This window comes from Vibrio sp. 10N.239.312.C11 (assembly GCF_041466065.1).
In the GTDB taxonomy this organism is placed as follows: Bacteria; Pseudomonadota; Gammaproteobacteria; order Enterobacterales; family Vibrionaceae; genus Vibrio; species Vibrio tasmaniensis_A.
Genome location: NZ_JBFSRZ010000008.1, coordinates 43,332 through 56,213 on the forward strand (window position 1 = coordinate 43,332; position 12,882 = coordinate 56,213).

A 12,882-nucleotide genomic window follows, 5' to 3' on the forward strand; every position below is an offset into this window, starting at 1 on the left:
AAGCTTACGTCGCGTGAACAATGTTTTCGGTGTTGATCCTTTCATGCCCTCAGAGCAACAACAGCTTTAACGCTTACGCAAGTAATGAGTTTGCACTATCTCATCAAGGTACGTCGTGACGTCTTTCAATGTAAAATTGACGGGAGATACTAAGTCACCAAATAACGGAGACCCACCACCAAGTAAGACTGGAATGGTCGAGATGATCAGCTCGTCAATCAGGTCTTCTTTCAGGAAGTTTTGAATGGTGATGCCGCCATCGATGTACAAGTTCTTTAAGCCTTTGTTATTCAAATCCGCAACAATCTGTTCAAGCTCACCCTTCATCAAAAATACTTTACCTTCAAGCTCTTGAGGTACTTCATTTAAAGTGTTGCTCAGTACATAGACTGGCTTGCTGTAAGGCCAATCAATGCCAAAGCTCAACACCATGTCCATTGTATTACGTCCCATGACCAGTGCATCGATATGATCAGTATGAGCGTTGTAACCCATGTCGTCACCGTCTGGATTTGGAATCGCTTGCAGCCAATCTAAGCCACCTTGCTTGTCTGCAATGTAACCGTCAAGGCTGGTTGCGATGAATACAATATTTGACATTTTTAACTCCGATATCAATGAGAAACTTGGCATCTACACGGTAATAAATTAAAATATTCTACAGTGTAGAAATAAAGTTTAAGAGGTGACGGTATGACTGTCAAGGATCAGAAACGAGGTCGACCAAAGAGTGGATCAAGCCAACTCAGCGCAGAGAGAATTCTCACTATTGCTAAAAGCATGATGCGAGAGAGTGGCAAAGTGCCAAGTGTTCGAGGGTTGGCGACGGAACTCGGGGTCGATGCGATGGCTATATACTATTACTTCAAAAACAAAAACGATCTGCTTGAGGCAATCACAGTTTCTTTGATTGAAGAAGTGGCACAGCCAGAGCTGAATCAAGACTGGCAAGATAACCTATATCGGCTCAGTGTGAGTTACTTGTCGATGCTCAACGAATATAGAGGCTTGTTAGAGACCTTATTGACCATGAAATCCCTCGGGCCAATGGAAGTATTTAGTGAACGCTTTGAAGCGGTGTTGAGCCCGTTAGCGTTAACCGATGAGCAAACCAAAAACGCGTTGGATTTGCTGGTGGATTATTTACACGGCTACGCTTTGGCGTTGAACTGCAACCCAGACCGAACTGAACTCACCATTGAAATGGTCGAAAAGCCGCTGAGTTTATACTGTTTGGCACTCACTCAACTTAAGTGATCTGTAGGCAATTTACTGACCTTTAACTTTATACTGGATAATTACCTATAAATTTCAGGCTTTAGCAGTAATAATCAATGAATAGATCGGAATAGCTTGTTCATTGAAAAGCTGTCCGGAAAGTTTCTAAAGACGCCATCGTGAAAAGGAAGTCAGATACATGCCTGTGCTCCAACGCATCAGTTTAACGTTAATCTTAATCGCCGTTTTAGGTGGGTGTTCTTCACTTCCTGAAGGCATCGATCATCCAACAGAACCGCCAACCTCTCCTGCACCTAGTTCTTTATCGGTTCTAACCAATGAATTTCAGCCTGAAGCTTTAGATCAAGGCACTACTGCGGTTCGTCTGCAAGAGTCTGGTTGGGATGCTTTGGCACAGCGATTAGCACTGGTCGAAAGTGCTGAGCACACCATCGACATTCAATACTACATCTGGAACTCTGACGAATCGGGCAGCTACTTAGCTAGTCGTTTGCTAGCCGCGGCCGAGCGCGGTGTGAAGGTGCGCGTAATGTTGGATGATATCAACCTCAACGAACGTGAAGGTTTGCTGTCGGCACTGGATGCGCACCCGAACGTCGAGATTCGTATCTTCAATCCAACGCCAACACGCCGTGGCTTCAGTAAATGGCTGAGCTTTGTCGGTGACTTTTCTCGCTTAAATCGCCGCATGCACAATAAATCGTTTACCGTAGATGGTACTTTGTCTGTGGTTGGCGGCCGTAATATCGGTGATGAATATTTTGACCTTTCTGATGAAATCAATTTCCGAGACCGCGATGTATTGGTGATGGGCTCAGTCGTTACCACTATCCAAACCAGCTTTGTCGAGTACTGGAATAGCCGTTGGTCTTACCCTGTCGATATGCTGGGTGATGACGAACAACCTGATCTCTCAAAGATAGATAATATTGTCGTTCCGCATTATCAAAATTACCCTGAGTTACCATTAGATCGTAAGGCTGCGGATAGCTTACTGAAAGAGGTGATTGGTGAGATGACATGGGTGAATGCGCGTTTTGTTTACGATCAGCCCGTCCCTGATGATTCAGACAATACCGATGAACCGAAAGCGACCGCGATTCTTCTAGGGAAATTAGCGAGCGAATCGAAACAAGAGATCTTATTGGAATCCGCTTACCTTGTATTCGATGATGGTCAGCTTGAAGAGTGGCAGGGATTGAACAACAAGGGCGTTGAGATAAAAGCGCTAACGAACTCTATGGCGTCTAATGATCTGGTGACCAATCACTCCGCTTATGCGGGCAGACGTTACGATATGTTGGAGCATGGTATCGACTTGTTTGAGCTAAAACCAGAATCTAAGCTTTGTGAAGCATCGACTCAGGACTTGTCGAAATGTGCACCTGAGACGGCCTATGGCTTGCACGCAAAATCAGTCGTATTCGACCGCAGCATCGCGAGTATTGGCTCATTCAACTTCAACTTGCGCTCTACCTACCTCAATACGGAATCGGTTTTGATCATCGAGAATAAAGAGATTGCTGAAACGTTAGCTGACACCATTGAGCAAGCGATGAGTGAAGACAACAGTTGGCGCTTGGAACTCGAAGACGGTGACGTGTATTGGTATTCAGGCGAGCAAAGTTGGGACAGCGAACCAGAAACCGGCAAGTGGGAACGAATGCAGTCAGGCTTCCTACAATTGTTACCGATTGAGAAATATCTGTAAGCTAGCCGCCTCTGGATAAATAAAAATGTCAGCGTATATTACGCTGACATTTTTGTTTGTGCTGCTGTTTGCTGTGGTTTGTTGCAAGCTCTTAACGGCTTAACGGCTTAACGGCTTAACGGCTTAACGCTTGGTCAGCTGCTTGCTGTTCAAGTAAGGCAGGATATGCGGGCGAGATTCGCCAGACAGCTTTTGAGTGATCTGTTGTGACCAACTGCTCTGCTTTTGGTTGCTTGAACGGCTTGCGTAGTAGCTCTGCATTGAATCATCGTAGCTAGCAATGTCATCTAGGCTCAGCGGTTGGTATTGGTTTTCGTGCATGACTACGTGGGCAGGAAGGCGAGGTTTAACCTCTGGTTGTTGTGCAGGGTGGCCTAAACACATCCCGAACAACACGGCAGTGTGCAGTGGCAGTTCTAACAGTTCATCGACTTGTTGTGCGCTGTTACGCAGCCCGCCAATGTAAACGCCACCCAAACCTAGAGACTCAGCAGCCAGCATGCAGTTTTGCGCCATGATGCCAGAATCTACCGCGCCAATCAGGGTCAGTTCAGTAAAGTCGGTTTTCACTTCAGGGTTGATTTGAGCGTGGCGTTGATAGTCGATACAGAACACCAAAAACTCTGCCGCGTTCTCAACGTAAGCTTGGTTACCTGCGTATTCGGCTAACAGTTTGCGCTTCTCTTTGTCTGTCACTCTCACGATAGAAACAGCCTGCAGTAAGCTCGATGACGAAGCCGCGAGACCAGCTTGAATAATCACATCAAGTTGTGTTTTTTCAATCGGTTGATTTGTATATTGACGAATGGAGCGGTGCCCCAGAATAGTTTCAATCGTGCTGTTCATAACTCTCAGACAGTCCTTGTGATGATGACGTAGAGAATCACAATAACGACAATTACCATGAGCGTAAAGGGTGTTCGAGCCTTTCTGGTTGGCAGAATGATATTCATGAATTTAAAAGGATTGCTGTCACAGCCAATCCTTTTTTGTACGGTTTCTTGCTAGAAGCGAATAACGCTCAAGAGTTCGCTTTAATGGCGAAGAGACAAAGTGATGAAGTGAACTCTGTTGGTCGAATAGCTGCCAGAAGGCTGAAATAGTCCTGAGTCAGCATTAATTTCACCATGGCCTAAATCTTGGTATTGGTAGCTCAATCCTAGATGTAAGTCGTTGGATATCTTCTTCTCAGCGCCGAATCCGATACGCCACTGTTTATCGAGCGGGAGTAACACATCTCTGTTTTGACTGCTTACAGGGCTCGTGTCACCGCTCACTCCGCTGTACAGCAACCAATCCTCGTATGCGTATTCCACACCAACCCCAAGAGAATAGGTGGTTAAGTATTTGTCATCATAATCTTGCCATGTCTCCATGTTGGAGCTGAGTAGAAGGTTTAAGTCTTCATTTAATGAATGCTTCAACCCTAAGTTTAAGCTTCGAACCCATGTTAGTTCAGAGCTAATGCCAAAAGCGTTGGCGTTATCAAGGGAAAGGTCGTGATCAAATTGGCCCTGATAACTGACACCCAATTGTGTGTTGTCACTGATGTGGTGATTGAGACTCAGGCCGAATCCTAGGTCGAGGCTATCTCCTTGAAGCTCTCGACCATTCAATGCTTGAGTTTCAAGCGCAGCGTGCTGCAATATCAAAGAACCACCAAGAGACAGTTGTTCATTGACCTGATATGACAATGACGACGTAAAGTTGAGTGCCGAAATGCTATTTTCTTTGATCAATAAAGCAGGGTGTGCGCCAACGCCGTGTGAGTATTTAACGCCAGTGCCGCCAGCTGCGTGCAATGCTGCGCCAACGACCCATTGGTCATTGAGCCTTGATGCGTAAGATAAGTGAGGGAGAACATCCGCGCTGCTTCCTGTGGTCGAAGCCGAGTTATCGTCACGGACAAATGTGGTTTCAACATCTAGGTATTGAACGCCGAGAATCCAAGCGCTTTCTTCAATGGCCGATAACCCAGCAGCGTTGGTGATCACGGCGGATGCATCGTTCGCGGTTACGTTTCCTGCGCCGGCTGTGCCAACGCTTTTGGTTGTCGCAATCTGAGATAGATTTAACCCTCCCGCGTGAGCGAGAGAGCTGACTATCCCTGTTACTAACAGAGACAGTGTGATGAAAGGTGTTTTCAAGAATAGAACCTCATTTTCAGTGTATGAGTTATGTTGCTAGCAGTTTGAGTCATGTATTTGAGGAGAGAACGAATTGCCACGAGCGAACATTAAGAACGCCGTGGCAATCGACTTGACCAAGTTGGGGCTAGAGCTTTTCAACTTGTGGCAGTGGATATTCATTGTCGAGAACGGCTTGAGTTGGCTCATACAGGCGCATGTGAAGATAGAAGTCATCTTGAGGTGCTGGTAGCCAGTTACACGTTGGATCGGACGGTTTTACGTATTGAATGCATATTGGCAAGGTGCCGTCTTCTGCGTATTTCAGCTCATCTTTACGATTGGTTGAGATGGAGTAGCGTTGAATGAAGTTCTCAACCATGAACAGGTTTTTAGCGTCGTACATGGTCAACGACCAAAAGGCGTCAGCGGGTGCATCAGCTGGCATGGTCATTCGATATTGATTGTCTCCCGACAGCTGCTCACCATTCGAGTCCGTGTATCGGTTTGGATAGAGTGCTCGCTCTGGCACATTCAAACCAGCCGCACGCATATTGATGCTCGCTCGGCTCAGATAATCATTTCCGTAACGGCCACCCTCGTACATCATCGACCAGCCATTATTGACATCACCGATGCTTCGACCTGCGTATTGAATGATCTGTTGTGAAGACTCAATCGCGCGCATTAGCCCTTTTTTCTGTGCTGAAGTTAGTGATTCAGGGTTAAAGGGGGTCGATCCTCCAATACCAATTTGCTGGAATTGATCAACGATGGCAGCATCTTCTGGAATCGGGTTTTTACGTAGCTCACGGTCAATCAATGAATACCACTCTAACCCTTCAGGCCTCGCCATGGGTGGGATGCGACCTGTCGAAGCTTTAAGTTCTACGATGTCATGCTCTGCGCCGAGTCGACCGAGTGGGTAGCTGAGGAATTTATCGTGAGTAACCAATGCGTCATTGAGGTCTTGCTCGCCAAACACGCCCGTTCGTTGAATTAACCAAACCATAGGAGTGCGAGACTCTACGACACGATCAATCCCCTCTGGCACTTCACCAGCCCATCCTTTGTTAACCAAAAGCACTTTTGAACCTTGGTCGCCGACATTCTTCACATGCAGATCTTCAATCGAATCTGAGTAAGCATCCAATAGCTGAACAATGTAATAACGGTTATCGGTGCGAGGAATATCAATCACCATTGGACCTGATAAATCCAGATCGTAGTGAGCCTGTGAGTAGAGCGTATCGTTGTTGACGGTAGGTACAATTCTATCCTGAGGTCCGGATAGAACGCGTGTTTTACCCATCTCATTCAATGGTGCCATGGCGTTGTCCATCGGCGCATCAACAGATGTGGTCGTTTGCCTAACCGCAGCCACGGTTAATGGACCCGTACCATAGATAAATGCTTGAACACCTAGATTGTAAGCGAGCTCTTCTTCAGGATTAATAGATTGTTGGGCAAGGGTTGGCATCGCGATAATACTGGACAAAGAACACACTAAACTGGTCAGTACACTTTTCTTATAGAGGAGCTTTCTCATGGAACACCTTAGATCGTAGGAACAGAATTCGGCATTTATCATATGAGCAAGTGAGATTAAGGAGTGTAATAGCCGATATTAAGGATGTTAATAGTCTCTTTTTAGCCTTCAAGTGCTTGTTTTAATTGACATTGATTTAGGGTGGTGAAGCGACTCTACGACGTGTGCGGGTAGGGTGCTTTAGGCGCTATTGTTTGATTGATTTTCGGTTGATATGTTGGCAAAAAAGTACGGGAATCGATATGAACACATCTACTTATCCTTTTAGCTTATTCATTAAAGCAGAAGGAGCTCAGTGCAATCTGGATTGTAGCTACTGCTATTATCTCAATAGACAAGATGTCGATAAAAGATCTTCAATGTCTCTAGACATGATGGAGAAAATTGTCGGTGCTCATATCGACGCGCAGCCAATGAAAGATCAGCAAGTGGACTTTATCTGGCATGGTGGCGAGCCTATGTTAAGAGGGCTCGATTTCTATGAAGCTGCGATGAAAACGCAGGCAAGCAAAGCGACAACCAAGCTCGTCGTGAATACGATGCAGACCAACGGAACCATGATTAACGATCGCTGGGCGAGTTTCTTTGCTAAACATAATTTCATGATGGGCATCAGTATCGATGGCCCCAATATTCTGAATGACATCGCTCGGATCGACAAAAATGGCGAGTCGTCTTTTGAACGCACAATGCGTGGGATGTCTTACCTAAAGAAGCACAATGTTGATTTTAATACGTTAACGGTCGTGAACAATAAAACCTACAAACACGGTAAAACGATCTATCAGTTTTTGGTTGAAAATGGCAGTGGTTACATGCAGTTTCAGCCTTGTATCGATCATGAGTTAGACAGACGAACAGGGCATGATTGGTCGTTAACCGGTGAGCAGTGGGGGCAATTTCTTTGTGACTTGTTTGATGCATGGAGCGCCAATGATGTCGGTAAAGTGTATATCCAGTTTTTTGAAAACTGTTTAATGGTGTTGATGGGCTACCAAAGCCAAATGTGCCATCACAGCGCGACTTGTGGACAGCAATTAATGGTTGAGCATGACGGCAATGTTTACAGTTGTGACCATTATGGGTATCAAGATCATCAATTGGGTACCATGAACAGTGATAAGCTTGCAACTATGGCGAGCTCACCAGAACAAATCGCGTTTGGCACCAACAAATATGATGAGTTAAACAGCACTTGTCGACGTTGTGATTTTGTTGAACTCTGCCAAGGTGGTTGTCCTAAAAACAGAATAGCAACAACCGAAGATGGCAGTCCGATGAATCATTTGTGCCAAGGGTATGAGGTGTTTTTTCGGCACGCATTACCCAAATTATTGCCTATGGTAGAAGCGATGAAAAAAGGGTATTCGCCAGCGTACTTTCCACTTTTCTAAATCATTTGGAGTAGGGCATGACCAAAGACCTAAACTTACTGCGGCTCATTTTGGTGCTTAATGAAACTCGTCAAACGGTGAGTGCAGCCAAAGCCTTGAACGTAAGTCAGCCGACGATCAGTGTCATGCTTCGTAAACTCAGAGAACAATTTGATGATGAATTGTTTGTTCGAGATAAAGCAAGGCTTGAACCCACCCCAAAATGCTTAAAGCTTATCGAAACCTTGCCTCTGCTATTAGAGCAGTTAGATAACCTTTACATACCCAATGATGAGTGGGGGTTGGAAGATTTAAGAGGGGAGGTTCAAATCATGTTGCCTTCCCCGCTTTTGATCCCAGTGGGTGTGCCATTAATCAAGAAGCTGACCAAAGAAGCGCCGCAAGTGACGTTCCAATGCTCACCTTGGTTAGATAATGGCGTGCAGTCCCTAGAGACCAACCGAATGTGTTGGGGAGTGAGCTATCTTCCTATGGACGTCAATAAAACCCTGACTGAACGCCCAGTTGGTTTTGATAAGTTCATGTTGGTGCTAAGAGCTGACCACCCAATTCAAGGCAATTCCCTTGAGGAAATTCTGGAATACCCACTCTGTATCAATATGATCCCTGGTTACATTCAGCCGTCCAAGACGGAAATGTTGATCAAAAAATATGACTTAGATAAACACATCGGGCTCAGAAGCAACAATATGAATTTGATGCTAGAGGTCGTTAAAGATAGCGACTTCATCTATGTGACATCGTCTAAATGCCGCTATTTGCTTGATCACTCTTATCGTTGTATCGATTTACCGCCGGAACTATTGAAAGACACCTATCGTCGAGAATTGGCACTGTTTACTCATCAAGCAAACCGCAATAATCCGTTCACGGATTGGCTTCAAAAAGAAATCACGTCGATTATTCAATCCTAGCATCACGCTACTATTCCCTTTAAATAACGCCCCTTTCTAACGGCCACTATTAAGAATCGTAATAGTGGCTATCAAGCCATTTTTGGCCTCTTTCTTATACCATTTACCTCAACAATGGTTCGTTGTGACTTCAGCGATTTACTCATAGTGAATGAGGGTTATAAATGTATAAGTCTTTTGTTAAATCCGCTCTGGCGCTCTCGGTACTGGCGAGCGTCAATGTACACGCAGCGAGCCAACCCAATGTGGTTGCCATCATGCTCGATGATGTGAGCCCAACGGATCTGTCTGCCTACCACCGCGGTTTAGGCGCAGTGGATACGCCGAACATTGATCGAATTGCCGAGCGCGGCATGATGGTCAGTGATTACTACGCACAAGGCAGCTCTACCGCGGGGCGCTCTGCCTTTATCACAGGTCAATATCCTTTCCGAACAGGCTTAACGTCTGTCGGTCAGCCGGGCTCTTCACTTGGCCTTCAAAAAGAAGATCCAACCCTAGCCGAAATGCTGAAAGACAAAGGCTATGCGACCGTGCATGTCGGTAAAAGTCACCTAGGCGATAACAACAGTCACTTACCAACGGTGCACGGCTTTGATGAATTCTTCGGTTTCCTTTACCACCTCAACGTTATGGAGATGCCTGAACAGCCGGAATTCCCAACAGACCCTAACTTCAGAGGTCGCCCTCGTAATGTTCTTCACACCATCGCTACCGAGAGTGTGGACATGCAAGAAGACCCAAGGTTTGGTGTGGTTGGAAAGCAAACGATTGAAGATAAAGGTCCTTTAGGCTCTAAACGCATGCAAACCGTTGATGGCGAATTTTTGGAGTTTGCTACTAATTGGCTCGATAGACATGAAGCAGAGAAAGACGAACAACCTTACTTCATGTGGTACAACCCGACTCGTATGCACCAAAAAACACACGTGCGTCCTGAGTATCAAGGCGCGAGCCAAATCAACACGTATTACGATGGCTTGATTGAACTTGATGACCAGATCGGTGTATTACTCGATAAGTTAGAAGATCTTGGTGAAATTGATAACACGATAATCTTGTTTACCTCAGACAACGGCGTAAACCTAGATCATTGGCCTGATGGTGGTTCTGCCTCTTTCCGTGGTCAAAAAGGCACGACGTGGGATGGCGGTTTCCGTGTACCAATGCTGGTCAGCTGGCCAGATAAAATCCCTCAAGGTGAATACACCGATGGCTTCATGACTTCTGAAGACTGGGTGCCAACCATTATGGCTGCAGTGGGTGAAGGCGACATTAAGCAAGAACTGCTTGATGGAAAAGAGTTAAACGGCGAGCGTTATCAAGTCCACTTGGATGGTTATAACCAGCTGGATATGTTGACCAAAGGTGAGCCGAGCCAACGCCATGAGTTCTTCTTCTACAACGAGCAAGATTTGAATGCGTTCCGAGTTGATGATTGGAAAGTGCACCTAAAAACCAAAACGGAGTGGATTGCGCCTCCTGAAGAGTGGCCACTAGGGATGCTCATCAACATCAAGGCTGATCCTTATGAGCGTAGCCCTGATACTCGTGGTTGGTTCTTATGGATGAAAGAGAAGTCTTGGGTACTACCAAAGCTGCAAAAATCAGCGGCGGAATATCAGAAGTCACTCAAAGCGTTTCCACCAAGACAGAAAGCCGGTGGTATTGGTATGGCAGACAAATCAGTGGTTGCTGACTAACGCCAAATACGACTAATACAAGGTGTGCTGTAACAAGCGCACCTTACTATCGGACAATAATATGAAGAAACCGTTACGTCTGCTCACGGGCACCTTTTCCACTTTTACACTCTCTATCTTTGCGCTTATCCCCTTTGCATTTTGTGTTTCCGCTCAAGAAGAACCTGCCAGTGACATGGCTGATCCAATGGCTGTTTATACGGGAGGTGAAATTATTGCGGGCAATAAAGGGCTTGGCGCTACCTTCCAGCTTGGCGTGAATCGTGGCGATTGGGGTGTGTTGGGTAAGCTGGAAGGCAAAAACAACTTTGAAAACTATCGAGCACGATTCTTCACACCCAACAAGAAAACGGGCACTGGCTTGTTTGTTGATGCTGGACACGACTTCTCCAACGATGGCATAACCTCAAACTATGCGTCGGCGGGCATCATGCAGTCGTTCAAGCTGAGCGATAAGGTTAACCTGTACAGCGCCCTAACGTACGGACAAATGTGGGAGGAGAGTAATCAGTTTGAGGACACGCAAATCATCAGCAGTATTAACTACTTAAAGTACGATTTTGCTGACCAATTTTATCTTCTACTCGCTCCACAATACACCTACGGATTAGATGGTGAGAACACACGAGATTTCTCTGCTGAAATGCAACTGGGCTACAAGGTCGATAGTGACAACATCATCATCTTTAGTGGTGATACTGACAACAACACTTGGATCACCTTCCGTACTCGTTTTTAGTTAGGACATTAAATGATGAAAAAAAACATACTTGCGACAGCACTGGCTTGTGCTTTCATGGTTGCACTTCCGTCTCCGGTACTCGCGAGCCAATCCGTGGACGCGACGAGCGTAGCTGTGGCAACAAAAACAGCAATGGAGATAAAGACGGAAACTCTCCCCGTTGAGATGGCGAGTTTAGCGTCGCTCAAAAAGGATAATCAGCTATTGGCACAACTTGCCTATGAGTACGCGTACTCGATAGATGAAGCCTACAAATACTTTTACAAAACCGTCGTTGAGCAAGATTACCCTTTGAATCGATTCCAAAATATTCGAATACTTGCTGACGACACTTACACTGCGCACCCGACGATTAACAATGACACGTTACATTTGATGGGTTGGATGGATCTAGCAGCAGAGCCTGTCATCGTTACGATTCCAGACCATGATGACAATCGATACTGGTTGTTCCATACCATGAATATGCAGCACTTTACTGACTCGGCTTTTGGCTCTCCACAGCGAGGCACAAAAGGCGGCAGCTTCATGTATGCAGTTGAAGGGTGGAAAGGTGAAGTGCCTGCGAGTGTCGATCAAGTCATCTATGTCGAGCATCCGCTGGTCAAGATGATGGGGCGAATCATGGACCTTGGCGGTGACGATTCTGCAACTGCTCAAAAGTTAATGGATCAATGGAATATTAGGACGTTGTCGGAATATTTAGGTCAGAAAGGGCCAGATCCTGTTGAGCGCGAGTATCCAGACCCTGAAGATTCTAATTGGGTCGAACGAACCAATTTCATTCTGTCTGAAGGAACTATGAAGGCACATGACCAAAAGCTGGTTGAACTGTTCGAGTACATTGGCTTAGGAGATCTTGAATTAGGCAAAGCCAATCATCCATTTATGAAAGAGCAGCTTCGTATGATCGAGTCTGGTCAAAAAGACGGACTGGAACGAATCATTAATGCGGGCTTTGATGATTCACGTGACGTGTTAGGCACTCGTGATGAAATGACCAAGGTTCCAAGCTTTCAGCACGCCTACGGCACCTTAATGGGCCAATGGGGGCTGCCTGCAAAACACACTATGTACAGCGGTGACTTCTTCGATAGTGAAGGCGGTGCGCTCGATGGTAGTAAGTATGATTACACGGTGACCTTCGATTCGCCACCGCTAGAAGAGGGTGGTTTTTGGTCATACACGGCCTACAGTGGTGAAAGCCGATTGATGGAGAAAAATGACTTAAACCGTCATTCCCGTGGAGACAGAACGCTAACGCCTAATGTTGATGGCAGCTACACCATTTACATGAGTAGCGATGTAAAAGGGCATGAAGATGATCCTAACTTCTTACCTATCCCCGCTCACCAATGGTATTCAGTGTTACGCATGTACACGCCCGGTGAAGAGGTAAGAACCGATAAATGGAAATCGACACCGTTCACTAAGGTCAAGAAATCCACGATAAAGTGATGACTTAGATCGCCTGTTTAAGGTTTTGTTTATAATCAATTAATGC

The 12,882-nt window shown here is 45.8% G+C and carries 11 protein-coding genes; 7 read left to right on the forward strand and 4 right to left on the reverse strand.

Translation table 11 applies throughout. The features are described 5' to 3' along the window. Window positions 1-66 precede the first annotated feature (66 nt). The gene (locus AB6D07_RS05435; protein WP_017102281.1) at window positions 67-633 is read right to left on the reverse strand and encodes a dihydrofolate reductase family protein; all 567 of its coding nucleotides are present in this window, start codon (window positions 631-633) and stop codon (window positions 67-69) included. A 60-nt stretch (window positions 634-693) separates the two neighbouring features. On the opposite strand from AB6D07_RS05435, the gene AB6D07_RS05440 reads away from it, so the two are divergent. After that, window positions 694-1,257 carry a TetR/AcrR family transcriptional regulator gene (locus tag AB6D07_RS05440; RefSeq protein ID WP_017097576.1) on the forward strand — a complete coding sequence of 188 codons (564 nt, stop codon included), beginning with the start codon at window positions 694-696 and terminating at the stop codon, window positions 1,255-1,257. Between the two features lie 160 nt (window positions 1,258-1,417). Beyond that, complete coding sequence (locus AB6D07_RS05445) at window positions 1,418-2,950, forward strand: phospholipase D family protein (protein ID WP_372140707.1); 1,533 nt, start codon at window positions 1,418-1,420, stop codon at window positions 2,948-2,950. Window positions 2,951-3,073: 123 nt separating this feature from the next. Here the strand turns inward: AB6D07_RS05445 and nfsA are convergent, their stop codons facing one another. From nfsA to AB6D07_RS05460, 3 genes are all read right to left on the reverse strand, one after another. Further along, window positions 3,074-3,796: an oxygen-insensitive NADPH nitroreductase gene (gene nfsA / locus AB6D07_RS05450; RefSeq protein ID WP_017102283.1), complete on the reverse strand. Its 723-nt coding sequence runs from the start codon at window positions 3,794-3,796 to the stop codon at window positions 3,074-3,076. Between the two features lie 188 nt (window positions 3,797-3,984). Beyond that, window positions 3,985-5,097, reverse strand: a complete 1,113-nt coding sequence (locus tag AB6D07_RS05455; protein ID WP_017102284.1) for an OmpP1/FadL family transporter — start codon at window positions 5,095-5,097, stop codon at window positions 3,985-3,987. A 127-nt stretch (window positions 5,098-5,224) separates the two neighbouring features. Beyond that, complete coding sequence (locus AB6D07_RS05460) at window positions 5,225-6,625, reverse strand: DUF1254 domain-containing protein (protein WP_017102285.1); 1,401 nt, start codon at window positions 6,623-6,625, stop codon at window positions 5,225-5,227. A gap of 242 nt (window positions 6,626-6,867) precedes the next feature. Between AB6D07_RS05460 and AB6D07_RS05465 the strand changes: the two genes are divergently transcribed. The 5 genes from AB6D07_RS05465 (at window position 6,868) to AB6D07_RS05485 (ending at window position 12,836) form a co-directional block, all read left to right on the forward strand. Beyond that, a complete protein-coding gene (locus tag AB6D07_RS05465) occupies window positions 6,868-8,019 on the forward strand; it encodes an anaerobic sulfatase maturase (protein WP_086968824.1) in 1,152 nt (383 codons plus the stop codon). A gap of 17 nt (window positions 8,020-8,036) precedes the next feature. Next, on the forward strand, window positions 8,037-8,933 hold the full coding sequence (locus tag AB6D07_RS05470) for a LysR family transcriptional regulator (RefSeq protein WP_050652997.1): 897 nt from the start codon (window positions 8,037-8,039) through the stop codon (window positions 8,931-8,933). Window positions 8,934-9,097: 164 nt separating this feature from the next. Next, window positions 9,098-10,636, forward strand: a complete 1,539-nt coding sequence (locus AB6D07_RS05475; RefSeq protein WP_017096312.1) for a sulfatase-like hydrolase/transferase — start codon at window positions 9,098-9,100, stop codon at window positions 10,634-10,636. Window positions 10,637-10,697: 61 nt separating this feature from the next. Further along, window positions 10,698-11,375: a hypothetical protein gene (locus AB6D07_RS05480; protein ID WP_017102288.1), complete on the forward strand. Its 678-nt coding sequence runs from the start codon at window positions 10,698-10,700 to the stop codon at window positions 11,373-11,375. A 12-nt stretch (window positions 11,376-11,387) separates the two neighbouring features. Then, window positions 11,388-12,836, forward strand: coding sequence for a DUF1254 domain-containing protein (locus AB6D07_RS05485; protein WP_017096310.1), 1,449 nt, complete (start codon window positions 11,388-11,390; stop codon window positions 12,834-12,836). Window positions 12,837-12,882 lie beyond the last annotated feature (46 nt).